At 53.1% G+C, this 23,516-nt stretch carries 19 protein-coding genes and 6 pseudogenes; 18 read left to right on the top strand and 7 right to left on the bottom strand.

Going from position 1 to position 23,516, the window contains the following annotated elements; all coding sequences use genetic code 11:
- Nucleotides 1-183: 183 nt before the first annotated feature.
- From ACVWSC_RS18300 to ACVWSC_RS18310, 3 pseudogenes are all read right to left on the bottom strand, one after another.
- Nucleotides 184-2,483 (bottom strand): annotated as a pseudogene (locus ACVWSC_RS18300) (hypothetical protein); the annotation flags it as partial.
- Nucleotides 2,479-2,736 (bottom strand): annotated as a pseudogene (locus tag ACVWSC_RS18305) (terminase small subunit); the annotation flags it as partial. The pseudogenes ACVWSC_RS18300 and ACVWSC_RS18305, both read right to left, overlap by 5 nt.
- A gap of 122 nt (nucleotides 2,737-2,858) precedes the next feature.
- Nucleotides 2,859-3,185, bottom strand: a pseudogene (locus tag ACVWSC_RS18310) (phage regulatory CII family protein); the annotation flags it as partial.
- A 664-nt stretch (nucleotides 3,186-3,849) separates the two neighbouring features.
- Between ACVWSC_RS18310 and ACVWSC_RS18315 the strand changes: the two are divergent.
- From ACVWSC_RS18315 to ACVWSC_RS18335, 5 genes are all read left to right on the top strand, one after another.
- Nucleotides 3,850-4,584 (top strand): LexA family protein, encoded by a 735-nt coding sequence (locus ACVWSC_RS18315; RefSeq protein ID WP_442108427.1) that lies wholly within the window; start codon nucleotides 3,850-3,852, stop codon nucleotides 4,582-4,584.
- A 17-nt stretch (nucleotides 4,585-4,601) separates the two neighbouring features.
- Nucleotides 4,602-4,889 (top strand): hypothetical protein, encoded by a 288-nt coding sequence (locus ACVWSC_RS18320; protein WP_442108429.1) that lies wholly within the window; start codon nucleotides 4,602-4,604, stop codon nucleotides 4,887-4,889.
- A gap of 78 nt (nucleotides 4,890-4,967) precedes the next feature.
- A complete protein-coding gene (locus tag ACVWSC_RS18325; RefSeq protein WP_442107591.1) occupies nucleotides 4,968-5,930 on the top strand; it encodes an IS30-like element ISPsme1 family transposase in 963 nt (320 codons plus the stop codon).
- Between the two features lie 64 nt (nucleotides 5,931-5,994).
- Nucleotides 5,995-7,065 (top strand): AAA family ATPase, encoded by a 1,071-nt coding sequence (locus tag ACVWSC_RS18330; RefSeq protein WP_442108431.1) that lies wholly within the window; start codon nucleotides 5,995-5,997, stop codon nucleotides 7,063-7,065.
- Between the two features lie 97 nt (nucleotides 7,066-7,162).
- Nucleotides 7,163-7,726, top strand: a complete 564-nt coding sequence (locus ACVWSC_RS18335) for an HNH endonuclease (protein ID WP_442114327.1) — start codon at nucleotides 7,163-7,165, stop codon at nucleotides 7,724-7,726.
- 270 nt (nucleotides 7,727-7,996) lie between these two features.
- Here ACVWSC_RS18335 and tnpC read toward each other — a convergent pair.
- Nucleotides 7,997-8,909, bottom strand: a pseudogene (gene tnpC / locus ACVWSC_RS18340) (IS66 family transposase); the annotation flags it as partial.
- A 43-nt stretch (nucleotides 8,910-8,952) separates the two neighbouring features.
- Nucleotides 8,953-9,054 (bottom strand): annotated as a pseudogene (locus ACVWSC_RS18345) (IS66 family insertion sequence element accessory protein TnpB); the annotation flags it as partial.
- 80 nt (nucleotides 9,055-9,134) lie between these two features.
- On the opposite strand from ACVWSC_RS18345, the pseudogene ACVWSC_RS18350 reads away from it, so the two are divergent.
- A pseudogene (locus ACVWSC_RS18350) lies at nucleotides 9,135-9,452 on the top strand (site-specific integrase); the annotation flags it as partial.
- Here the strand turns inward: ACVWSC_RS18350 and ACVWSC_RS18355 are convergent.
- Together ACVWSC_RS18355 and ACVWSC_RS18360 are read right to left on the bottom strand one after the other, a co-directional pair.
- On the bottom strand, nucleotides 9,375-10,682 hold the full coding sequence (locus ACVWSC_RS18355; RefSeq protein WP_442108433.1) for a hypothetical protein: 1,308 nt from the start codon (nucleotides 10,680-10,682) through the stop codon (nucleotides 9,375-9,377). The pseudogene ACVWSC_RS18350 and the gene ACVWSC_RS18355 sit on opposite strands and share 78 nt — an antisense overlap.
- 1 nt (nucleotide 10,683) lies before the next feature.
- Entirely contained in the window at nucleotides 10,684-11,832 is a 1,149-nt protein-coding gene (locus tag ACVWSC_RS18360; RefSeq protein ID WP_442108435.1) for a nucleoid-associated protein, read from the bottom strand.
- 1,081 nt (nucleotides 11,833-12,913) lie between these two features.
- On the opposite strand from ACVWSC_RS18360, the gene ACVWSC_RS18365 reads away from it, so the two are divergent.
- From ACVWSC_RS18365 to ACVWSC_RS18420, 12 genes are all read left to right on the top strand, one after another.
- The gene (locus ACVWSC_RS18365) at nucleotides 12,914-13,069 is read left to right on the top strand and encodes a hypothetical protein (RefSeq protein WP_442108437.1); all 156 of its coding nucleotides are present in this window, start codon (nucleotides 12,914-12,916) and stop codon (nucleotides 13,067-13,069) included.
- A 1,457-nt stretch (nucleotides 13,070-14,526) separates the two neighbouring features.
- The gene (locus ACVWSC_RS18370) at nucleotides 14,527-14,904 is read left to right on the top strand and encodes a hypothetical protein (protein ID WP_442108439.1); all 378 of its coding nucleotides are present in this window, start codon (nucleotides 14,527-14,529) and stop codon (nucleotides 14,902-14,904) included.
- A 498-nt stretch (nucleotides 14,905-15,402) separates the two neighbouring features.
- Entirely contained in the window at nucleotides 15,403-18,045 is a 2,643-nt protein-coding gene (locus ACVWSC_RS18375; protein ID WP_442108441.1) for a DNA-directed RNA polymerase, read from the top strand.
- A gap of 85 nt (nucleotides 18,046-18,130) precedes the next feature.
- Entirely contained in the window at nucleotides 18,131-18,457 is a 327-nt protein-coding gene (locus ACVWSC_RS18380; protein ID WP_442108443.1) for a hypothetical protein, read from the top strand.
- Nucleotides 18,454-19,110, top strand: coding sequence for a nucleoside/nucleotide kinase family protein (locus ACVWSC_RS18385; RefSeq protein ID WP_442108445.1), 657 nt, complete (start codon nucleotides 18,454-18,456; stop codon nucleotides 19,108-19,110). Before ACVWSC_RS18380 ends, ACVWSC_RS18385 begins: the two co-directional genes overlap by 4 nt.
- On the top strand, nucleotides 19,107-19,286 hold the full coding sequence (locus ACVWSC_RS18390) for a hypothetical protein (RefSeq protein WP_442108447.1): 180 nt from the start codon (nucleotides 19,107-19,109) through the stop codon (nucleotides 19,284-19,286). Before ACVWSC_RS18385 ends, ACVWSC_RS18390 begins: the two co-directional genes overlap by 4 nt.
- A gap of 17 nt (nucleotides 19,287-19,303) precedes the next feature.
- On the top strand, nucleotides 19,304-19,966 hold the full coding sequence (locus ACVWSC_RS18395; RefSeq protein WP_442108449.1) for a hypothetical protein: 663 nt from the start codon (nucleotides 19,304-19,306) through the stop codon (nucleotides 19,964-19,966).
- The gene (locus ACVWSC_RS18400) at nucleotides 19,941-20,420 is read left to right on the top strand and encodes an endodeoxyribonuclease (RefSeq protein WP_442108451.1); all 480 of its coding nucleotides are present in this window, start codon (nucleotides 19,941-19,943) and stop codon (nucleotides 20,418-20,420) included. The genes ACVWSC_RS18395 and ACVWSC_RS18400 overlap by 26 nt, the downstream gene beginning before the upstream one ends.
- Nucleotides 20,417-20,893, top strand: a complete 477-nt coding sequence (locus ACVWSC_RS18405) for an N-acetylmuramoyl-L-alanine amidase (protein WP_442108453.1) — start codon at nucleotides 20,417-20,419, stop codon at nucleotides 20,891-20,893. Before ACVWSC_RS18400 ends, ACVWSC_RS18405 begins: the two co-directional genes overlap by 4 nt.
- A 9-nt stretch (nucleotides 20,894-20,902) precedes the next feature.
- Nucleotides 20,903-22,543 (top strand): toprim domain-containing protein, encoded by a 1,641-nt coding sequence (locus tag ACVWSC_RS18410; RefSeq protein WP_442108455.1) that lies wholly within the window; start codon nucleotides 20,903-20,905, stop codon nucleotides 22,541-22,543.
- A 15-nt stretch (nucleotides 22,544-22,558) separates the two neighbouring features.
- Entirely contained in the window at nucleotides 22,559-23,119 is a 561-nt protein-coding gene (locus ACVWSC_RS18415; RefSeq protein ID WP_442108457.1) for a Gabija anti-defense Gad2 family protein, read from the top strand.
- On the top strand, nucleotides 23,116-23,511 hold the full coding sequence (locus tag ACVWSC_RS18420) for a DUF1353 domain-containing protein (protein WP_442108459.1): 396 nt from the start codon (nucleotides 23,116-23,118) through the stop codon (nucleotides 23,509-23,511). Before ACVWSC_RS18415 ends, ACVWSC_RS18420 begins: the two co-directional genes overlap by 4 nt.
- The last annotated feature ends 5 nt before the right edge of the window (nucleotides 23,512-23,516 follow it).

Consider the following 23,516-nt stretch of genomic DNA (forward strand, 5'->3'; position numbering starts at 1 on the left):
ATTGAAAAATACAACCACCCTGCATAGTAGATTCCTACACGAGTCGAACTCCGAGCACTTTCCCACAAACCGCAAAAAGCCCAGCGCGAGGCTGGGCTTAGACTCCTCTAGTCCGCTGCGGTCCATACAGCCGGTTCATAGCCATCTGGGGCGAAGAAGCAGTCCATCAATCCAGCCATCGGATCATCCCTCGCCAGGTTGCGTTGCCATCGCTTGATTCGCTTCGATAGCTACGACCGAAGCTCTTCCGCCCCGCTTGGTGAGATCAATTCCAATGACTTTTATGTCTTCAACGTTCGGAAACTTCGGAGCGATAGCCAGCCAGTGATTCTGCAAAGCAGTGACCAAATCCTCGAATTTTACTTGGCCATTGTTCGGCGACGCCCAAGTGGCTTGCCCTCCATGGTTCACCAGTAAAAAGATGCCGCAACTCGAGTTCATCCCTCGCAAGTAATCACCGCATAGCTGGTTCTCGAGCCGTTCGAAGTGGTCGGGGCCACTCCAGTTTTGCGACAGCTTCAGCTCAACAGGGACGGGCTCATAAAAGTCGCTGTTTTGGATTCTGTAATCCGGGCGCTTGTCATCGGCCAACTGCTCTTCCTGCGGAACGACGTAGCGTCCTGCAGCATGATCTCTCAGCCAACTGCCGATGAATTTGCGGATCGAAGTCTCCTGGTTCGTCCTCAACAGTATCTCAGCGTAGCTCGAGTCTCCATCCTCTAGATCATGCTTCAAGTCCAGAAGGCGATCGACTGCCAGGTTCCAAAGCTCACGATGTGTGGAGGGCGTGCTTTCTAGGTTGTTATGGAACTCGATGACCTTTTCCGGCTCCCAAGGAGGAGTTTGCGAGTCAGCAGTAGCTTTCTGCTGAGCATAAAACGCACTCCAAGGGCGGAGGCTCTCTGCTGGGTGGGCCTTGGCGATCTCCTGCAGAGCTAGGAATGCTTCCTTACCAGGTGTCTCCCTAATGAAGGCCAGAAGTCCATCACGGGCATGCTGGGCATCATCCCGAAGACCTGGCGAGTATACCCCCTTGCCTGAACGGTCAATGTCATCTGCGATCCGAACGTAGTTGTGTATCAAGAGATACAGAGCCTTGGCATGCTCAACTTTTTTGTAGTTCTGCCTACAACGACTGGCCGTGCGGCTACCTACGAGAGCGATGAGGGAGAGCATTGCGAATTTTGCCTTCTCTTCATCAGATGACAGCGAGTCGATACGAGCTGCCAATGCCGATATAGCAACACGGGGCTGTGTACCAACCCACACTGCATACCAAGTCGGTGCGATATCCTCATTGCCCTCTTCCATGGCACGCCTGCTAGCGAGCGCGCCCAGTAGGTCATCATCAACCGACGATTCTTGAACAATGGTGAGCGCGAGCTGAAGAGATTCAAGATGGCTAACGGGTTGCTCCAACCGGGCCAGCAGCGGAGCAGCCAGCTCCTCATACATCCAGTCTCCACCCCAGCGCAAGCTTTGCAGCACGCGACTCCCGCCAGATTCAAAATGGGGAGCGTCTAGCTCATATAGGATTTCATGGGCCACAACGTCTTGGACTAATTGCGGATGAAGAGCGAACAGCCTAGGTAGCCACTCTGGGAAGCCATTCAGCTCAAGCAGTCCAAAACGCGCAGCGTTTCGAGCGTTCTCTGCGGACATTTGCGCAAACAAAGTGGGTTCTTCTTTGGCCTCAATGGCGAGACCTGTAAGCCCAAAAATCACCTGATATGGAGTTGAATTGGCAGGCGCCCCTGGTTGTGGGTCATCACGCCGGGCTCAGGACTGTTAATGAGAGTCAGATCAGCAGCGAGACTTTCCCGCCAAATACGACGGCGCTCTGCTTCTTCAGCTTTTCGTTGATTAGCTTCTTCCTCCCACTCAGCCATTTTTATTTGCCACTTATCGGGCTCTCGCTTCGGTGGGTTCAGCAGTGTTTCGAGATGCGCACTAAGCTCGGGGTTGCCATCGACTGCCTGCCTTAGCTGAATTTCCCATGAGGCGGGTTTGCTGTGCTCCGCGTAGATGTTGAACGCCATACTAAGCGCCATGAGGCAGTCTTGCATTTCCAAGTGGCTCACGACTTCGTCGCAGGCAAGGCTGAAGTTTTCTTTGTTCAACGACCAAAATGACCGGAAACCCAACAGCTGCCAGACCTGAGTAACGGGTTCGCGGTGCACTCGCCCTTTGCGGGCTTCCGCCACGTCATACCAGAAGAGTTTGTAATCGAGCTCTGGCCAAGTCGGCACGGACTTTCGCAGCTTCTCTCCGAGCTTTCGAGTATCTCGCTCATCGTAGAGATGCCCCTGGGCGAGCTTGCTTAAAATCGACAGTGCCGATTCATCAAACGCAAATGGGTCGCGAACTTCGAGCAGACGGAGAACCGCTACGCCGACGACGTCGACAAGCCATCGGAACTTCTTTGAGACAGCACTGAAACCTTGCTCTTTGAGTGGAGGCTTATCCAGAAGTCGGACAAGGCCACGGCACCGCAGGTATTTCAGCCGCCGGTACCAGCTGGCTACGCACGTCTCGATCGACTCGCGCTTCCTCATGCCGGGCAGCGACTGCCGATTTACTGGGGTCCGATGATTCAGCGAGCAAAGCCTCCGTCGCTTCCAGATCAACCTTGCCATCCTCGGTCAGCACCAACCGGTCTTGCTTGGCCAGTTTGGAAACGTAGGATTTGGCCCAGCCCCGCCGCGCGGCTAATTCAGATTTGCTCAAAACGGTCATGATCAAATGTCCAGTTCACCCAATGAGTTCACCCGTTCACCGCAGTTCACTAAGCTGGTGAACCTGCCGCTAACAAAGTCCCGCGGGTTTCCAGCCCCGTACCCGGCGATATTTGCCAGGGTCCCCATGGTCAAGGTTTCAGGCATGTCTTCTGTATAGGCACCGGACAACTCCTGCCAGATGGTGTCGCCGACCAGGGCATGCACGGCATCAAGAATTCGACTGTCCTTGGTCAGCTCCAGGATCTCGCCGAACTCCTGAATGTTGACCACATGACTTGGATGAGTAGGTGACAGCTTATGCTGCAAGGTGGTGGCATTACGGCCAGAGGTGGCGGCAATGGCGGCAGCACCGCCTGGGTATTCACGTACAGCGTGATACAGCGCGAGATCAAGCGGCAAGACTTCCCTCTTGGCGCGCTCGACACAACTCAGAGCAGTTCGGCTCATGGCATTAATCCTTATAGGTTGCCAGTGCCAGAGGCATGTAGTGGTGGTACATTTGCCGCGGGGCTTGAAAGGGCCCAAACGCCGGGGTGGTCCATTAGACCTAACCGGCACCGTGCCAAGGTGTCGATCCGTCAATAACCTCTGGCGCAACAGCCGCCCAATCTGTGGTGGAGAAAGGCGGTAACATCCAGGCATCCATGCCTGGATGACGCGGTCAAGGTAGGTGGTTGCATGTGGTGTGTTCACTTATCTATCACGCGGCCCGGCAGCACTGTGGTGGTGCTACTGGGGGAAACAGGGCGGCCCTTGGGTCGCCTTTTTTCTTTCTAAGGAACTGATTTTGCCGGTGCGGCAGCTTCCAGCAACCAGTTTACGTCAAGTGGATTTCCTCTATCGGATGCGATCTTTGCCAATTGCTTTGCGTAAGTGGTTTGGCCCGTATATTCCGTGCGTGGTAGCGCGCCTGCCTTACGCCATTTACTGAGCGCTTGGCAGCTGCGGCCACAAGCCTTGGCTGCGGCTCCAATCCCGCCTACAGCCTCGAAAGCGTGCGCAACAGGATTGAGGGTGGTATGAAAATCAAGCATCGCGCCTCCAAAATCAACCAGTAGTTGATCCTAAACATCAACTGACTTTTGTGCAAGCCATATGCGACTCTCAACTCATGGTTGATAAAAACGAACTCAGAGCTGCATTCAGTGCACGTCTGCACGAAGCCCTTAACGATGCCGGTGTCCGAAGCCGCGGGCGAGGTGTGGACATTCATAAACAGCTGAGGAGCGCCGGCGTAAAAAAAACTACCCAAGCAATCAGCAAATGGCTCAACGGAGAAGCTATTGCTGAAGCAGATAGCATGACAGCTCTCAGCAGTTGGCTGAATGTGCGGAGGGAGTGGTTAGAGTATGGAGTTGGCCCAAAATCACATAGAACCCTTACGAATGAGGAAAGTTCCTGCGCCCCAACTCATATGGAAAACATAAGTAAGATCCACGAGCAATTCAATAAAGTACCTTTGATTTCATGGGTGCAAGCGGGCGCATGGTGTAAGTCTGCAGCTAACTGCGAACCTCACCTCGCCGACACTTGGATATCATGCCCAGTCACGATAAGCAGTAACGGATACGCATTGAAAGTACGTGGCGACTCGATGACTAATCCTGGGTTAGGTCGTACCTATCCGGCGGGCTGCATTATTTTTGTCGACCCCGACATAGAAGTTAAAACTGGTGACCGGGTAATCGCACGAATCTCAAGCACAAATGAAGCAACTTTTAAAGTATTGGTTGAAGATGCAGGCCACAGCTACCTAAAACCAATAAACCCTCAATACCCTATCATCGCAATAACAGAAGAAACTCACATTTGCGGAAAAGTTGTTGGATCTTTTATCGCAGAATGAACCACTAAGCAGGATGCATGGAACTGATGGAAGATATTTTTTATCATAACGGGATACCATTAATAATCCCCCATGAATACAACGAAGCAAAAAACAGCTTCTCCATACTTGTCGGCAATAACGGAGTAGGGAAAAGTCGTTTGCTTAGCAGTCTTTCCAACTCGTTCATTGAGTATATTGAGCGACCTGCATACATTGCAATGGATAGTAGCTATGAGGCCGACTACTTCACAAACATCCCAAAAGTAATTACAGTCTCAACCAGCCCATTCGACACTTTCAAACTTCCTGAATTCATAGAATAAGTGCAACGTTTGAAACGATAGGCAGAGAGTCAGCCACCGGTAGAATCCAGGCTCTCACACCGAAGGATTCAAGCGCAGATGACTACGCATTACCGGCAGCTGACTCAGGGCCAACGTTACCAGATTGAGGCCGGTCTGAGCGCCGGAAAAAGCCAGGCAAGCATCGCGAAACAGGTTGGCGTACATCCCTCGACGATCAGTCGTGAGGTTCGCCGCAACAGCTCCCAGAAGACCTACAAAGCGGTTGCTGCGACCCATGAAAGTGATGCCCGTCGAGCGCAGGCGCGCAAGCACTGCAAGCCATTAACGTGGTTCAGCCATTATCTGCCGCTCTGGCTAAAACACGGTATGAGCCCGGAGCAGATTGCTCAGCGCCTGAAGCAAGAGCAGCCGGAGCGCGCGGTCAGTCACGAGTGGATTTATCGGTTTATCGCCACCGACAAACACGCAGGTGGCGAGTTATACAAGTATTTGCGGCACCGCAGGAAGCTGTACCGAAAACGCTACGGAAGCCACGACCGGCGCGGACAGTTGCGTAATCGCGTATCGATAACCGAGCGCCCTGCTGAGGTCGAAGCCCGCGAGCGTCTAGGTGATTGGGAGGGTGACACGGTGCATGGCGTAGGCGGCAATCTGGTCACGCTGGTTGATCGTAAAAGCGGCTACCTGAGCGCCTATCCGGTCAAGCGCAGGACGCGCCGGCAGGTAACGCGGGCGATCAATCTGTTGCTCAAGGGGCATGCTGTTCACACGCTGACGCTGGATAACGGGAAGGAGTTTGCCGGGCATGAACGCATTGCGCATCGGAGCCAGTGCCAAGTCTTTTTTGCAGAACCCTATTCATCCTGGCAGCGAGGCACTAATGAAAATACCAACGGCCTGCTCCGGCAGTATTTTCCCAAGGGCGGCGACTTCAGCAAGCTGACCGTCGAGGCGGTCAGTCGCGTGGTAACGAAGATCAATTTACGCCCGCGAAAACGCCTGGGCTGGAAGACGCCGTACGAAGTTTATGCAGGGGCGAGCGTTGCACTTATGTGTTGAATTCAGGCTTCCAAAACCAAATAGTAAATACAGCACTGCGAAATCGAATTACAGATATGTAGGCATGCGAGGTCCCGGACTAACAAGCTCAGGCTCCATCTCCCTTATCTCCTCCGCAGCAAGCGGTCTTCTTGAAAAACTAAAAACCAGAAATAGCTTGGACAGGCTAAAGCCTGTGTTCAAGGTCCTCGGATTCGAGCCAAACCTTGACTTCGTTTTTAAACCAATGTTTAAAAACCCATACCACGAAGAAAGTTACGAATACGACTACGAAAAAGTCGTCCATGATACGGGGCCCGTTTTTTATGGCCTTCAGGAAAGCCTCGGAATAGCAATCGACCCACGGCTCAGCAATCAAATACTCAATCTTCCTGAATACGCTATGGAAGAAATTAGATTCGCACTGAGCATATATACAGATTTTTTCTTCGACCGACCTCATTTTACACTCTCGGTCAACTACGATTACACATGGGAATACACCTTTAATAGGCACCACCACAACGATAGACAGCTGCTTTCAGCAGTTCTCCTGCTGCTTAATTATGGCTTAATAAAGCTGATGGATTTAAGGTTATCGAAACCATCCAACCCCAACTTGTCATTGCGAAGAGCGAGCTCTGGCGAGCAATGCATGCTAGTTATTATGCTGGGCATCGCCGGACACATTAGCGACTACTCTAAAATCTTCATAGACGAGCCAGAAATCAGCTTGCACCCGCAGTGGCAAGAGAAGTTTATGAGTTTGCTTATTGATGTATTTGAGTCTTATGAAGGGTGTAACTTTTACATTGCCACGCACTCACCCCAGATTCTATCAAAACTAAGCAGCAAGAACTGCTTTATCACCTCACTTACAAGAAAAGAAATATACAACTCCTCGGAATTCAGAGAGCGATCTGCCGATTATCAACTTGCTGAAATTTTTGACGCTCCCGGCAGCATGAATGAATATATTGTTCGAATAGCATTCAAATTAATGTCTAGTCTTAGAGCCAACGAGCGCCTAAGCAACGAAAATATATTGGACATTAACAAACTATCAAATTTTAGCAAACTTCTTTCAGAGAGCGACCCTCTACACCAGCTAATCGTATCAGCTCTTGATATGGGTGAGTACTATGCCGCTAATTAACAACATAGTATCTTGCGACCACAACCTCAGAGCAATTATGGATAGCAAAATTTCCGACCCAGCCTTTTCTCATACAGAATGGGGGTGCGATGATTTAATGCCTGTACGATCCTATATAAGAGAACACTATAGAAATGAGCAGCGCGGGATCTGTGCCTACTGTAAAAATCCTATTTCCTTCAATACCGCCGGCAACGCACACGTTGAGCACATCGTCCCGAAATCACTGCACATAGACTTCATTTTCGAAGAGAAAAATCTATGCGTGATTTGCGCAGATTGCAACACAATAAAGCGCGACCAAGAGACACTCGGTTCTATACCAAACACCCTGGCGCCATCTCGCACTCAAAATACGCGTAGGCGATATCCAAGATCCTCAAATGCGTTTTTGATTGTACACCCACATTTCGACGAGTGGGACCAACACATTATTAAGTTCGGAGTCAGGTATACTGACCGCTCCGAAAAAGGTGCCTTTACAATCAAAGCATGCAAACTGAATAGATTTTTTCATAAGAATTTTGACGTCGATGAAAGCTTCCTAGATGACAGCGAAATTATGGGCATGATGAGTAAATGGATAGATTCAAAATCATCGATGCAGAAAACGGAGGTGTTGCTTAAGCTTGCGGACTCCCTAAGCAAGATGAACCTCTAACCTACCACTCGCTTTCGCCCCAGAATTTTCAGCGAAACGTCAGTTGACTTTTAGCAACCGCTGGCTGATATCCGCCTCACTCTTCCACCACAGAGTGAGGCATCTCTATGCACACCTCAGCGACTTTGCACGTCCATCCCGCCGCTGCATCCACCTACGTAATCTTCGAAACTCGTCGCCTGGCACGGCTGAGCGGCTGCACGTTTGTCACCACCAAACGCAAAGCACCGTAAGCGCTCCATAAACCCCACCAGCTTCATGATGGGTGGTGCGCTTAGCTAGGTGATACCGGCGACGCGCATGGGCCCAGCATCCTAAACGCTCAACTCCGGCTTGGGCGCCCAACGCGTTGTAACCGGCATAATCATCGGTCATGACGTAACCACGATAGCCATCGAGCAGGCGCGTAGGCACCTCCTGCGCTCGGCTGGTGGAATAGTCAAAAAGGATCACCGGCTTATCCGGCGGGCCGCCGGTTTGCACCCACATCCATGACTGGCTGCTTGGCTCGCGGTCAGGCTCTTTCAACACCTGCACCCGCGTTTCATCGCAATGGATGACCCGGCTGGCCAATAGGCTGTCGCGCATTAAATTCAGCAGCGGCTGAAAGTGTTCTCCGCACTGGATAACCCAGCGTGCCAAGGTTTGGCGAGGGATATCGATGCCGTGGCGACCCAGTACTTTTTCAAAGCGGTGAAGCGGCAAACCGTCCACATATTTAGTGTGTCAGCAGCATCGCCAGAACGCTCGGGCTGGCCATGCTTTTTTCAATCACCTGAGCCGGCTTGTCCGCAGTCACCGGTGCAGTCTCGCAGTCGCGGCAACCGTAGACTTTACGAATGTGCTTGATCACCCGCATCTGCATCGGGACGATTTCAAGTTGCTCGCTGATTTCCTCGCCAATGGCGTGTTTGCGGCAACCGCAGGTACAAGTCAGCTCATGCTCGGGCAGTTCGTGGATGACTTCGATGCGCGGTAGATCGGCAGGCAATGGATTACGCTTGCCACACCGCTTTGAGGGTGCGACGACCTCTTTTTCGGTGGTCTGGCACGCCAACTCGACCTCGTGCTCCGCTTCATTGAACAACGCCATTTGAGGCGTTGCCGGATCGACGGCCTGCTCTGATTTTCGGCCGAACAGGCGCTACCTTAGCAGTGCAACTTGCTCTTCGAGCACGCTCATCCAGGAAGACGAAAAGCACGGGGTCGAACACCGCGACCTTAATGTCCAACTCGACCAAGGCCGCCAGACCGTCGATGGATTTTCGGAAGTCGATGGGCTTGGGGTACAGATACACTTTTTCGACTTTTGCATCGGGACGCATCATGGTTGGCGGGCTCCAGAAAGAAATCGGGAGCACAGCATCCGGGATCAAACAGCGGCTTTTAATGTGGGGTTCATGGAGCGCTTACGAAGCAACGTAAAGAGCGTGGTGTTCGAAATCCTTATCTGATCACCACTGAAGACGGCCGTAACGTAACCGCTTCTATGCTTAGACTTCGCTTCGATGATGCCAGGAAATCTGCTATTGGGAATGCACTCGAAGCCCAGGACGAGCTTTTGTCGGAGCAGATTCGTCAGTTTCAGTTCCGGGATATTCGCCCGAAGGCGGCAAGCGAAATTGGTGATCTGACGCATGCCAGCCGGTTACTTGGCCATACTGACAAGAGAATTACTCTTACTGTATATCGCCGCGTAGGAGAAATAGTGAAGCCAACCCGCTGAAAAACCAAAATTGTAAATAACCCCAAAAAGACCCACAACATCGCCCAGTAACTTTCTCGAAATATTCAAGGCATCAGGACTTACATACAACGTATAGACCACACCGACAAAAAAAACTACAACTGATAGATGATTTATGAAACTCAGCCTTTTAATCGCCCTATCAATCAATCCAAGCAGCTTCTTTTTCGTTTCCTCCGCACTAACCCTAACCGCATCCTCGTTCTTTATAACTTCGTATCGCTTAAGCGAGCGCTGCACTTGCTCTCTTAGCGCGCCATAGGCTTCACAATGGATATTATTAGCAACGAACGTCAAAATAGACACACTTAACAAGCCAGCACAAACAAACAGCAAGGGAAGCAGCTCAGGATTCCTTATCAAAGCCCCTACTGCAATTAACGCCCCTGGTATAGCGAAAGCCTTGGACTGGCTAGAAGAAATCGAGTCATTAATTTTAGAAATATAGTCCGTCGATTTTTCCTCAATCTCAGAAAGAAGTTTATTTACAGAAAACTTATGCAGGTACACATCATAATTTTCTTGATACTTTTTCCTAAGCCTTCCACCCTGTTTGAGTAGCCATGCAATTGAAGACTCGGCGTGATCCTCCTCCAATAGTTCTGCAAGCGAAGCCCTCAGAACATCACGCCGCTCCTTTTGATGTCCGTCAGAGATAGCAATCATATCGGCCAAATGGGCTACATCTTTATCCTCACCCAGCCCCTTGAATCCTTCCTTAACTTGCTCTAACTCAATCCCCCTTGGGTTCACTTCATACATTTTTGCACCTTTCTCGGTGCTGATGAAGTACAGGAATGTCGAGTCGGAACCGTCGCCACCCCCTCGATCTTTCAGAGAAAAAAGCAGGGACCTCCACTCAAGGTAATACGCTATAGAGCCAATATCTGAGTTAGTCGGATCTTGACCACTGAACGCCTGACTATCTAGAATATAAAACTTATCAGGCATATCTTTCCGAAGCACATGTTGCCAGAAATCGCGCGTAGTCGGAAAAAAAGGAGTCTGCGCTGGCCACGAGTCAACGCTCAAATTTAGCGATAGATAGCAATTGCCGATCGCCCCCTCTACTCGGCAGTCATCCTCATATCCAAGGCTACGCACCGCTTCGTAGAGAGCGTCCAATTTGTCTCGATCTGAGTATACTTCGAGATACCCTTCTTCGATTTCAAATTTGGCCTGCCTAAGCAGATCAGCTACTTGTTGCATCTTAGCTCTCTTTTTCCCCAATCGCTGCACGAATATTATCACGATCTTCAGGGGATAACGGAATCATAATGTATGTCAAGTTCTCATCAACTGTTACCGGCTTGTCTCCACCCGAATAACCTATAGACTTTGACTTAACAGAAACCGAATAATTATTTTGATAATCCTTAATTTGAATCGACACGCCCTTATTCAAGGAGTGCCTAGTAGCTTCAAATACAGAATTTACCTGATAGCCGTTCTCATTAGCATACTCAGAGAACTGCCCAACAGCCTCGTGACCATCTGGCAACTGCTTATCAATAATATGCTGAATATCGCCAAGCGCAACCTGCTTGCCTATATTCTTTTCAATATGCTCATAAACTTTTTCTGTGATTTTCTCTTGAATGCCAATTTTCAAGGAATTATAAGACGAGAACTGCTTAATGGCCTCAAAAAGATTAGCAACACTCTGCTTGTTAGAAACCGCACTATCGCAGCCCAGCGCAGATTTAAAGAACTCTGACTTAGACCTACCTTCGATAAAATGAAGATAAGCAGCCCCTGTTTTTTCCGGGTAAATGGCCGAGAACAATGTCAAATCAAACATTGCCGCCTGCCTCAACGCATCGGTATCAATGGGCTGCAGCCTTTTAGGCTCCAAACTCTCCTCGTCAAACTCAAACGCGCCTTTCTTGTCGACCATTACAACCATCAACCGGCCATGATCCTCCTCATCACCAGGAGTTTTGTAATGAATGAAAACAAGATTCCCACCAGATAGTGACGCCCGCTCAGCCTCATTCGCAAAGCTTACGAGAAGCCTCATTTCTGCCTGTGCCAAATCATGAAACGGCAGATCAGAATCTATATATTTCTGCAAGTTTTGTGGCGTTTGATTGGAGGGCAACCCGGAAAAATAGCTATGGAACTTATTCTTCTTCCTGAATTTTTTCTCAATCTGCTCTATAAAATCAATGGCAGCCTTGTTTTTTAAGTTCCAAACAGCCCCCATCAAATACTTAAACGGCTTCCCTTGAAGCTCTGGGTCTCGCTCCAAAGACGCTGTTATGGCAGCAACTATTTCAATAGCTGGAACACTAACAGAGTTTTCGCTCTCAACGAGCTCCGGGATATTAGCATTGGTTGCTGCGGAAAACGTATTCAATCAGATAGCCCCATGCGCAATGCTGTCCGACTTGGGCTGCGCTTAAAACACAACCCTGTCGCACAAGCTCGAAGTATTGACATGGAAACCAGAAACCAACTCTGTGCCGCTGACGTCCATGTCGTCTCCGACCTATATACACCTCAGAAGCGTAATGGCCAAGAGGCATTACGGACGAGACTAGAACTGTATAGACATACAGTCAAAAAGGCAGCATGCAGCCCTACTCGAACCGTACCTTGCGGAAATAGAAGTCAAAAATGCGGAAATGAAGGAATGGGGGCTAGCTAAAAAATTGACGCCCAGAAACGCAAAAAGCCCTGAATAATCAGGGCTTTGAAAGTGGCGGAAGCGTAGAGATTCGAACTCTAGGATCTCACCAAGGCTACTGAAACCCAGTAAATACGGGGCTGTAAGGCCCTATGGATGTCTCGCAGTGTACTCATAGCGTGTACTCATGGGAAGCCCTGAAGAGCCCTAGGAGCCTTTGAATATTGGAAAAATTTGTGAGACCCTTCATTGAGGTGAACGCCTGCGCGTTTACCCCCGTGGGTGCCCTCGCGTGTGCGCACTCCCGGTTCCTTCTGGGCACCCTCTGCCCCTCCTGGATTCCCTTCGCATAAGCCCCATTATGTTAAATACTGGATGGATGACCAGTGGATTACCCTATGGGAATCTATCAGGAGAATCCGCCTGGTAGGCTTAGGCTATCCATACTCACTCCAATAGTCTTACACTATTGATTTAATACGATTGATAGGCGCGCTATGTGCTTCCCTATCTGTTTCGCTATTCCCTTGCGGGATCCTCTCCTGGTTCCCTAGCAGATCTCCTCTAGCCCTCCTCGTGCGCTCTCCTGGATGCCTTCCTGGTCCCCTCCTGACCTACCGCCTGTCCCTTTCTCCCCACCTTAGACCGCCCTCTCCTCAGGTTTCCCTAGGGATAGCCGATGAATACACACGAATATTCAATGAATCTTCAAAAAGTGCTTGACGATGGATATTCATTGAATCTACATTTGCCCCATCGAAACGCAACACACCGCATAAAGCGCCCTGTTGATCCACCTGGAGAGCTCTAAATGACCTACTCGGAAAGCTGGTCTGAAGTTGTATCGAAGGCGGAAGCCATGCGTGAACTGAAGAAACACGAGGCGGTACTGGAAGAGTTCTTCACGGATCTCGGGGACAAGGAAGAATACGAGAGCGAGGAAGTTTTAGGATGGCTCGGTTACTAACTCAGGGAAGCACCTGTAAGGGGCCCACAAGGAGGGCCTCACAACTCACCGCATATAGCGCCCTTCAATCAGAGGCAACAGAGATGATCCCCGAGTTAGAGATTCATTGTGGTAGCTGGATAGTAAGCAGCAAAGTTACAGGAAAGGCAGTGGCCGAGATTTACTCACGCAAGCTTGCAGAGAAGGTTAATCAAACTCGGTACATTGTGGAGACGGCTCAGCAGTACCTTGCGAGGTTCAATCGGGAGTTGGTGAAATGAGGCTTTATCACGTCGTTGCTGTCAACAACAAGACACGCAATAAGGTCTATATGACTTCCTCACCTGTGACCCACAAACAAGGCTGCACGATCCTCTCCAAAATGACTAAGTACCCATGGCGCAGGGAACAGTTAGAGGAGGTGTCCCAATGAGCTCCTATAGGATCCGCTGCTGGTTGGATGGTCGAGGCATTGAAGTGGCCGAAGATCCCTTTGTGATCGCTGCCTATCCCAGGAGGTACTCCCCGCGAGTAGCTCGGATAGATGGCCCATGTTCCCTGATTGTCTGGGTAAGGAGTCAGGCATGAAACCTAGAAGGTGACCGCAGCACCCTGAGTATCACCTCAAGGGCTCTTAAAGAGAGTCCTTCGGGAGCCACTCAGGCTTAACCTTTAATCGCACACTGCGCACAACTAATGAGCCTCTTCAGGGAGAGCTCACGGGAAGACTCATGCTCAAAAAGTCGAACACTTCGAGGCCTGCAAAGGCTCCTAAAGAGGCCCTCAAGAAGGCTGCCTCTCAAGGCTTTGCGGCATGTGTGTCGGCTGAAAACTCGCACACTAAGACGACAATCCCAATGACAGCCTCATTGACAGGGTTCACAATGCCGCCGCTACCAATTCACCGCATAAGCGAGGCTCATTGTGCTCTTCAAAATAGCGAAGTGGGGTCATGGCGCCGCAATCCGGTTGCCAGCCAACGTAATGGCATCAATGGAATGGACCATCGGGGACGCTCTCGTAGGCCGCATCGAAGAAGGGGAGCTGACCCTTAAAGTCGTCCCTCACGTGCCTCCCGAAGTACGCAAGGACTTGCTTGCTCTCCTGACTGACGCGAAGGAGCGTGGCAAGACCACAGTAGCTGAAGTAATCAAAGAGCTTGAGCATGACCAGCCTAAGTCACGAACAGGAGACAACTCCGACTCCTGAGGTCTCTCCCACCGGATCCTTCGAGATCCTCACCGGGAGCCGTAGGAGGTTCCTGCAAGGGATCCATTCCCGCCAAGTCCATGCGATCTCCCATGAGGAAGCTCAGAGGGAGATCCAGGGGGCCCTACCGCCCCGTCAACATCCACTCTGGGTTATCCAAGCCGCTCCCCTGGAAGACTTCCTTTTGTCTCCTCCAGAGCGGGAGTGTGCAACCTGGATACGTTGGAACCCGGTGAAACAGCCCAAAGGTTTCAGAAGGGAGTCAAACCATGAAGCGCAGTAAATACCGTGCTACCAAGATCCTCACCGGGGAGCCTCTCCAGGAGGTCTCTGTGAAGCCACTGGCGGTGATCCTCACTGAGGTTCCTCCTGGCAAGACCCTCAAGGTCATCCTTCACAGCGAGCCCTTCGGTGAGTGCGTGTGCCTCAGTGAGTTTCGCTCAGGGCGTGAACTGACCCGCTGTCACCCATCTATGCCGCCCCTCAGCAACATCCTCAACGTCCACGGTCAGGCTGATGATCGAGCGGCTTGGATCGAGGTAGGCAAGGCGTTCCTTGAGGAGCATTTGAAGAGCTACGCACCGGGACAGTGGGCTAAAACCCTTGATTCGCTTGCCTCGGAGCCTGCCCTTAACGGGTCCTCCTAAAATAAATATGCATAAATGCATATTGCTGTATGGACATACAGGTAGCAGCTCGCTATCTTGGACGCATCGAGAGGTATTCAGATGGATAGCCGCAGGAGGCACCAGATGAGCAGTTGGGGGGATGCCTTAGCGTCCAGTATGGAATGGCTCGTGGCCAAGGCGTATGCCTGGATGTGGGGCGGCTGCATTGTCCTCTCCCTTGTCTGGTTCTTTGTACCCACGGAGGTCTTCGCGGATCTCCTCAGGCCCCTCCTAATGGGGTCTTGCGGGCTTTTGTTGGTGTGTAGCTTCGCCTGGGTTGCTGGGGCAATTCTGCGATACCTGGGCGCCTCCTCAGCCAAGCGCTGACAGTTTCTCCCCACCTTAGAAACGATTAGTAACTCCCCACCTTAGATCCTTCTGGGATTACATATAGATACTCTATAAGAGTGTCCGTGTGAATGACTCCCAAGTTTCTATGTTGGCACCCTATTGCCTGCTGATCCTTGGAGGGATCAAATGACACCGCATGAGCACCTGATAGAGAAGTTCGGGGCAGCGTTGGCTGAACGACAATTACAATTAGAAATCGAGGGATCGGAGCTTGGGACTCTGAACTTCACAAAGGAACTTGAGAAGTCGATGCAGGAAGGGGACGTGAATGGCGTCCAGGCTTACTCATGGATCTTCCGCGAGGGCGTTCCTTTAGTTGCCAAGGCAATTGACGACTGGAGGGAAGAGGCCAGTGGCCCTAAAGGTGGTCGCAAGTCCACACTACTCAAGTACATCGAGAAGATGGACTCGAAGGTGGTTGCTTACATCACCTTGAGGGCCACTATGACCGCCTTCATGGGTAAGCCTATGACTAACACCGTCGTGGCCCGGAAGATCGGCTTGGACTTGGATACTCAGTTCAAGGCTGAGAAGCTGAAGGCTGAATATGGCAGGGCTTATCAGGGCGCTATTGAGCAGGGTCTTAAACAGCGCCACGGGGACCACGTTAAGCGCGCCTATCTGCAAGCCTGGGAGAGGAGGCTTGAGGTCGAAGAAGATGGTCGCAATGAGGCTGACCTTGTGAAGGTCGGCATGCACCTGTTGTCTATCGCGCTTCAGGCAACCGGCCTTGGGCATCTCCAGAGGGTCTCCTCAGGCTCTGCCTCAGTCAAAGACACCTCACTGGTCCTGTCGATGTCCCCTGAGTTCGCTGAGAGGGCCAACAGGATCAACCTCAAGCTGGCCGAGATGGCCACAGTGCACCTCCCTACCGTGGTCCCCCCGAATCCGTGGACCCATTGGATGGGTGGTGGCTACTACACCGAGCACACCCGCCCTATCCTCTTCGTCCGCGCCCCTATGCAGGTCGTGAAGAGCGTCTATAACGAGCTCGACCTCACCCCTGTCTATGCGGCCGTGAACGCCATCCAGGAGACCGCCTGGGCAATCAACACGCCTGTCCTCGACGTGGCCCGTGAGGTCCTCTCGTGGAAACGCAACGTGATCTCCTCTTACCCGTGCATCCTCGGGGAAGACCCTCCAGATAAACCCCACGACATCGACACGAACCCAGAGGCGCGCCTGGCTTATCGGAAAGCGGCCTTTGAGCACTATCAGAAGATGGATTCTCTGGGGTCCCGCAGGAGACGGGTTGAGTCGATTTTGACTCAAGGGCAGAAATTCAGGGATGACGCTGCAATCTACTTCCCTCACAACCTGGACTTCAGAGGCCGTATCTATGCGACGACCCTACTGAACCCTCAAGGGGATGACCTCATGAAGGGCATCCTCCGGTTTTCCGAGGGGAAGGCGTTAGGCCTTGAGGGAGCTAAATGGTTGGCAATTCACGGCGCCAACTGCGCGGGGGTCGATAAGGTCAGCTTCGATGACCGCTTGGCTTGGGTCGAACGTCATGAGGAAGTCATCCTCGACTGCGCCCGGAATCCCTTCGAAGAGCTCTTCTGGACAACTGTAGATTGCCCCTTCGGTTTCTTGGCCTTCTGTTTCGAATGGGAAGGCTTCAAGCTCAAGGGAGGTGATTTCGTCAGTCATATTCCAGTCGCCTTTGATGGTTCGTGCTCGGGACTTCAACACTTCAGTGCAATGCTCAAGGATGAGATCGGAGGGTCTGCCGTCAACTTGATCCCTACCGAGCGACCCAGCGATATCTACCGCATGGTTGCTGAGAAGGTGATCAAACAGCTTGAAGCTGACTTGGCCCATGGAAGCTCCGATGAGTTCGTTGAGAAAGTGCACGACAAAGGTACAGACAAGGAGAATAGCACAACAGTTCTTCAGCTCGGCTCTAAAACCTGTGCTGAACGGTGGCTAGCCTACGGCATTACGCGCAGTGAAACCAAGCGTTCTGTTATGACTTTGGCATACGGGTCACGCGAATATGGGTTCGCTGAGCAGATCATGACGGACATTATCCGGCCATCCATGGAGTCTGGTAAGGGGCATTATTGGCCAAGCCCGTCAGAGAAATCCCAAATGGCTCGCTACCTGGCAAAACACATCTGGGACGCTGTGGGTGCAGTAGTGGTTAAGGCCGTGGAGGCAATGAACTGGCTTCAAAGTGCGGCCTCACTCTTGGGCTCCCAAGGTCTCCCCGTTCGGTGGACCACACCGGCTGGCTTCACCATCTGGCAGGAGTACCGCAAGCGGACCACTCAGCGAGTTGAGACGGTCTTCGGTGCGAGCCTCATCCGGGACTTCAATGGTGAGGTTGAGAATCGCGAAGGAGCAACGGGTCACTCAGACAAAGGCGTGAAGACCGGCGAGGTCAGGGTCAGGGTACAGATCACTCACGCTACTCCTGACATCGATAAGGTCGCCCAGAAGAACGGGATCAGTCCTAACTTCATTCATTCCATGGACGCGAGTCACCTCATGCAGACCGTCACCGCTGGCTACAAGGAAGGGATCCGCTCCTTCGCCATGATCCATGACTCCTTTGGGACCCACGCTGGGGAATCCGGGAAGTTCTTCAGGATCATCCGCGAGGAGTTCGTCAGGACGTACAGTGAGCAAGACGTACTGGCAATCTTCGCGGCTCAAGTGTCAGACCAGCTCAGCGACGAGAACCTGAAGAAGCTCTCAGAGATTCCCTTGAAGGGATCCCTGGATCTTTCCCAAGTGATGGCCTCCCAATACGCCTTCGCCTGAGGTTTCTCCCCACCTTAGAACTAACCACACAACCTCCCAGAGACCCGCTTCGGCGGGTTTCTTTATGCCCACAGGAAAGTGAGCCATGACACTAGTTCTTCGGTACGCCCCAGGCAAAAAGCTGTTCAGCGTCCAACGTGTCCTCCCCAAAGGAGGCCGCGAGATCCTCGCCCAGATCCCAGCGAACTCCCGGAAGGACTTCGTGACCATCGAAGGCAGCCACTATGCAATCACCCCGGCGATGTATGCCCAGGCCTTGGCCTTCAGGAACGTCTATCTGAGCCTCCCAGTTAGGGCCTCGAAGGTGGTCCAGGAGAAAGTCTCGCAGGCAGTGCAGAAGCCAAAGTCCTGGCTGTCATCCGCATGGTCCGCAGCCAAGGCCCTCTTCTCCCGTAAAGAGGTGCAGGCATGACTAAGCCAATCCTCGCCCTCAATAGCATCCGTGGGAAATCCGGCAAGGACACCCTCATCGAGCACCTTGAGAAACAACTGGGTCTCAAGGTCTTCCGCGTAGCCTTTGCAGACGTTCTGAAGAAGCAATGTGCGGAGGCTCTTGGCGACCCTCGCTTGGAAGCTCATATGCACACCTCAGCCAAGGACACGGACAGCGTAGCCTTGAGCATCGAGAAGCTTCCTGAAGGGGACTACAAGGAGTTCCTGGAGTGTCATACCGACTACTGCCAGACCTCTCCCCGCTCCCTCCGGTGGCACCTTCAACACTACGGGACCGAGTTCCGCCGTGAGTTCCTGAAAGAGCCTAACATCTGGCTCAATCTGGGCCTCATTGAGGTCGCCAAAGGCCTGGCCAACCCCGCAACTGATGTTGTTGTGGTCACCGATATGCGACTGCCGAACGAGTATTCCACTCTGGCAGCCCTGCCCGGTGCGAAGACTGTCCGCATTGTCCGTGACTGGTTCATTCAGGACGTGGATGAGGCGCCCTATCACATCTCTGACATCGCCCTCATGGCGCACCCCTTTGACACCCTCGTGGTGAACTCTTGGGGCAAACCGGAAGAGATGGTCAACAAGGTCAAGCCGTTGCTCGGCCTTGGTGCAGCATGAGCACTCCGCAAGAAACCCCTCAGGGGATCCCGTCCGGGACTCCTCTATCCCGCGTCAAGGCCGCAGTTGAAGAACTCGGCTATCTCCCTCCCAGCGAAGCACTCGCCCTGCAACAAGAGTTCGGGGTCTCCTCCAGCTCCTTGGAAGCCATGGAAGAGCGTTTCCGCAACAACTGATAAGGAAATCTGCCGCAATGGCTGAGAACAACTCTGTAGAAGCAATCTCCCCAGCCGGTGAACTCATCTGGCCTTGCCTGCTGAAACCTGACACCAAGTTCGATGATGCTGGTGTCTACAAGACCAAGCTGAAAGCCAAGGCCTCCGACCCTCAAGCGGCGAAGTTCCTGGAGCTCCTGGAGAAGGTTCAGCAGGAAGAGCACGACCGCCAAGTACAGGAAGCGGAGTCCAAGAAGAAAGGCTCCGGCAAGAAGGTGAAGCTGGCGGACCTCCCAGTGGAGGAGACCGACGAGAACGGTGAGGACTATCTGGTCTTCAACTTCAAGTCGAAGGCGAGCTACACCGACCGGAAAACCGGTCAGACCGTTGAGCGCAAGATCGCTCTGTTCGATGGTAAGGGCAAAGCCCTGACCCATGACCTGAAGATCGGCACCGGCACTGTGGCACGCATCTCCGTCTTCGTCTCCCCGTTCTACACCGCCCTTCTGGGCGCTGGTGTAACTCTGCGAATCCGCGCCGTGAAGATCCTGAAGCTGAAGGAGTTCACTGGTGGCGGTAACGCTGATGCCTTCGGCTTCGGTGATGACGAAGGTGAATTCGAGGTCGATGACCACGGCTTCAACGCTGACGACGACAACAGCCAGGATGCTGACGATGGTGATGACCAGCCGCAGTTCTAAGGGCCGGTCTACAGGATTCAAACGTGGTATCAAGCCGGGTACTAATCCGGCTCGGTATCGCTCGGGACTTGAGGAGACCATCGCGAAAGCCTTGGGCCCTGAGGTCCCCTTCGAAGCCTACTTCCTGGATTACCAGGTCCCCGCCAGTGCCCACAAGTACACCCCTGACTTCGTTCTGAAGAACAACATCATCATCGAGTCAAAGGGTCTCTTCGACTCTGACGACCGTAAGAAGCACACCCTCATCAAGGCGCAATACCCTGATTTGGACGTGCGGTTTGTCTTCAGCAATCCCCAAGCGAAGCTCTACAAGGGTTCCCCAACCACCTACGCAATGTGGTGTGAAAAGAACGGCTTCAAGTACGCCAAGAAGGTCGTTCCCGAAGAGTGGCTGCAAGAGCCCTCTCGTCCGCTTCACCCGGCATTACGTCCTAAGAAGGACAGCTCCAAATGACTCCACGCCTCAAGGACCGAGACCGTACAGACCTGATTGTTGTGCACTGTTCCGCAACTGGCCCGAAGGCTGACATTGGGCGCCGCGAAATCACTCAATGGCACCTCAAGCGCGGCTTCGTGACCATCGGTTACCACTATGTGATTCGTCGTGACGGGACCATCGAGAATGGCCGGCGAGAGTCTGAGATCGGTGCCCATGTGTCCGGCCACAACAGCACCTCCATTGGGGTCTGCATGGTCGGTGGTGTGGATGCCCTCGGGAAACCCTCGGACAATTTCACCCAGGCTCAATACGACACCCTGAGGGTCCTTCTGGGACAGCTCAAGTCTCGCTATGAGCGCGCCAAGATCCTCGGTCACCGGGACCTCTCCCCGGACCTGAATGGTGACGGCAAGATCACCCCCAATGAGTTCATGAAGGCCTGCCCATCGTTCGATGTGGCCGCCTGGCTCAGCAAGAATCCCCTGTAAGGAGCTCCCATGGCACATGAACATGAGGAGTCTGAGTTCCTCTACAAGGCTGAATGTAATGACTGTGGTTCCTCGGACGCATGTGCCCACTACTCCGATGGACACACCCACTGTTTCTCATGTGGGGAAACCCGTCCAGGCGAAGGCCAGGGAACCCGGCGAGAAGCAAAGCCCCCAGCTAAGGGAGTGCTCACTCAGGACGAATATCAGGGCCGCTGTGAAGCCCTGAAGATCCGAGGGATCTCCCAGGAGACCTGCCAAAAGTGGGGTTACATGATCGGCAAGGCCTACGGTAAGTGGGCCCAAGTGGCGAACTACCGGGACCTCTCAGGTTCCTTGGTCGCCCAGAAGATCCGCTTCCAAGACAAGGACTTCACCACCACCGGCAAAATCGGCAAGTACCTCTACGGCATGTGGCTGTGGAAGGATGGCGGTAAGCGAGTGGTCGTCACTGAAGGTGAGATCGATGCGCTGACTGTCTCCCAGCTCCAGGGCAACAAATGGCCCGTGGTGTCCCTCCCAACGGGCGCCGATGGAGCTAAGAAGGCTATCTCCGAGAACATCGAGTGGCTCAGCAAGTTCGATGAAGTGGTCCTGATGTTTGACATGGACGACCCTGGCCGAGATGCGACTCAAGAGGTTGCCCCTCTGTTCAAGCCGGGGACCTGCAAAATCGCTGAGCTGCCCCTGAAGGACGCCAATGAGTGCCTCCTGGCGGGCAAAGGGCAAGCGGTCATTGAGGCCATCTGGAACGCCAAGAGTTACCGCCCTGATGGTCTGGTGAACATCTCCGAGATCCGCTCCAGGATTAAAGAGAAGCCCGAGATGGGCCTCCCGTGGTTCCTCCCAAGCCTCACGAAGCTCACCTATGGGCGCCGTTGGGGTGATGTGTACACCTTCGGCGCGGGCACGGGGGTCGGTAAGACTGACCTCTTCACCCAACAGATGGCGTATGACGTGGAGGTCCTGAAGGAGCCCGTGGGCGTCGTCTACTTGGAACAGGACATCGTGGAGACCGGGAAGCGTATCGCTGGCAAGATGGCCGGGAAGCGCTTCCACGTCCCTGACGATGGCTGGACCGAGGAGGAGCTTGACGCTCAACTCGATGCAATGGGTGACAAGGTGACCCTCTACGACGCATGGGGAGGCACCGAGTGGGAGACCGTTGAGGCGAAGATCAACTATATGGCTCAGGCCTTGGGGATCCGCCTGTTCTACGTGGACCACCTCACCGCCCTAGCCGACCCAACCAACGAGAAGGAATCCCTTGAGATCCTCATGGAGGCTGTGGCCGGTATCGCCAAGCGTCTCGGAATCATCATCCACCTGATCTCCCACTTGAGCACCCCCGAGGGGAAACCTCACGAGGAAGGTGGTCGAGTCATGATCCGGCACTTCAAGGGCTCCCGCGCCATTGGCTTCTGGTCCTTCTTCATGTTCGGCCTAGAGCGGAACCAGCAGGACAAAGACCCGGTGAAGGCTCAGACAACGACCTTCAGGATTCTCAAGGATCGCTTCACGGGCCAAGCAACAGGCAAGGTCATCTATCTGGCCTACGACCCCATCACAGGTCTCCTCTCGGAACGTACTGGCTACGACCCCGAGTGTGAAGACGACCCGGAAGGTGACGCAACGTCGCACGGGTTCTAATCAAGGAAGATCGCAATGATCGCCTATCCAAAGATGCCCCTCTCATGGGAAATCTTCCAAGAAGCCATCTCAGCCGCTGTGGGTTACCCCGTGATCCTTGCTGGTGGCTGTCTCCGAGACCTCTACTCGGGCCGCAAAGAACAGGTCAAAGACCTCGACTTCTGGCCTGAGTACCTGGGCACAGCCCACCGCAAAGAGGTCCTCGAAAAACTCCAAAAGCTCCGCTTCACTGGCCGCACAGGATGCACGCTGGCCTACACCGAGGGGAACCTCAAGGACCGTGGGATCATGGCCATTGATTGGCTCGTGGCCCCGAACGGTCAGGAGGTCAATCTGATTTGGATCGACGGCGCGGATCCTCAGGCCATCCTCAACGGCTTCGACTTTGGCATCAACCAGGCATGTTGGGATGGCTCGCAATGGACCATCTCTGACGCCTTCTTCAAGGACCACCAGGACAAGACAATCTCCCTGATCCGCTCTTGGGAGGTCCCGAAGCGTCTCTGTGACCGGATTCGCCGGATGCAGGCCAAGTTCCCCGATTACACCCTCCTCTTCGAGATCCCTCAGGCATGAGCTCGTTCACGACTCCCTTGAAGCTCACCCCAGTGGACGGCACCTCGGAGACCTTCGAGCTCCTAGAAGAGTTCTTCTACTACCTCGGGCATGAGGACTCCTCGACCTACGTGAGAGTCCCTGCTGGGTTCGTCACGGACGGGGCGAGTATCCCTCGGAGCCTCTGGTCAGCGTTCTCCCCTTGGGGGCCCTACGCGAAGGCCGCTGTGGTCCACGACTACCTCTGTGTCCACCGGCTGATGATCCGCGATGGAGAAGTCACTCGGGTCACCCGTGAGGGCGCCGACTGGATCTTCCTGGAAGCCATGCAGGTCCTCGGGGTCCCGTGGTTCACCGCTCATCTCATGTGGAGGGCCGTGAGGTCCTACGCCATCTTGAAAGGAATCAAGTAGGCCAC

It is taken from the genome of Pseudomonas sp. NUPR-002 (genome assembly GCF_056322725.1).

Coding starts and splice junctions, on each gene's coding strand:
- ACVWSC_RS18315 (WP_442108427.1), top strand. CDS start 3,850: ATGGTTGATAAAAACGAACTCAGAGCTGCATTCAGTGCACGTCTGCAC.
- ACVWSC_RS18320 (WP_442108429.1), top strand. CDS start 4,602: ATGGAACTGATGGAAGATATTTTTTATCATAACGGGATACCATTAATA.
- ACVWSC_RS18325 (WP_442107591.1), top strand. CDS start 4,968: ATGACTACGCATTACCGGCAGCTGACTCAGGGCCAACGTTACCAGATT.
- ACVWSC_RS18330 (WP_442108431.1), top strand. CDS start 5,995: ATGCGAGGTCCCGGACTAACAAGCTCAGGCTCCATCTCCCTTATCTCC.
- ACVWSC_RS18335 (WP_442114327.1), top strand. CDS start 7,163: ATGCCTGTACGATCCTATATAAGAGAACACTATAGAAATGAGCAGCGC.
- ACVWSC_RS18355 (WP_442108433.1), bottom strand. CDS start 10,682: ATGCAACAAGTAGCTGATCTGCTTAGGCAGGCCAAATTTGAAATCGAA.
- ACVWSC_RS18365 (WP_442108437.1), top strand. CDS start 12,914: ATGACCTACTCGGAAAGCTGGTCTGAAGTTGTATCGAAGGCGGAAGCC.
- ACVWSC_RS18370 (WP_442108439.1), top strand. CDS start 14,527: ATGAAGCGCAGTAAATACCGTGCTACCAAGATCCTCACCGGGGAGCCT.
- ACVWSC_RS18375 (WP_442108441.1), top strand. CDS start 15,403: ATGACACCGCATGAGCACCTGATAGAGAAGTTCGGGGCAGCGTTGGCT.
- ACVWSC_RS18380 (WP_442108443.1), top strand. CDS start 18,131: ATGACACTAGTTCTTCGGTACGCCCCAGGCAAAAAGCTGTTCAGCGTC.
- ACVWSC_RS18385 (WP_442108445.1), top strand. CDS start 18,454: ATGACTAAGCCAATCCTCGCCCTCAATAGCATCCGTGGGAAATCCGGC.
- ACVWSC_RS18390 (WP_442108447.1), top strand. CDS start 19,107: ATGAGCACTCCGCAAGAAACCCCTCAGGGGATCCCGTCCGGGACTCCT.
- ACVWSC_RS18395 (WP_442108449.1), top strand. CDS start 19,304: ATGGCTGAGAACAACTCTGTAGAAGCAATCTCCCCAGCCGGTGAACTC.
- ACVWSC_RS18400 (WP_442108451.1), top strand. CDS start 19,941: ATGGTGATGACCAGCCGCAGTTCTAAGGGCCGGTCTACAGGATTCAAA.
- ACVWSC_RS18405 (WP_442108453.1), top strand. CDS start 20,417: ATGACTCCACGCCTCAAGGACCGAGACCGTACAGACCTGATTGTTGTG.
- ACVWSC_RS18410 (WP_442108455.1), top strand. CDS start 20,903: ATGGCACATGAACATGAGGAGTCTGAGTTCCTCTACAAGGCTGAATGT.
- ACVWSC_RS18415 (WP_442108457.1), top strand. CDS start 22,559: ATGATCGCCTATCCAAAGATGCCCCTCTCATGGGAAATCTTCCAAGAA.
- ACVWSC_RS18420 (WP_442108459.1), top strand. CDS start 23,116: ATGAGCTCGTTCACGACTCCCTTGAAGCTCACCCCAGTGGACGGCACC.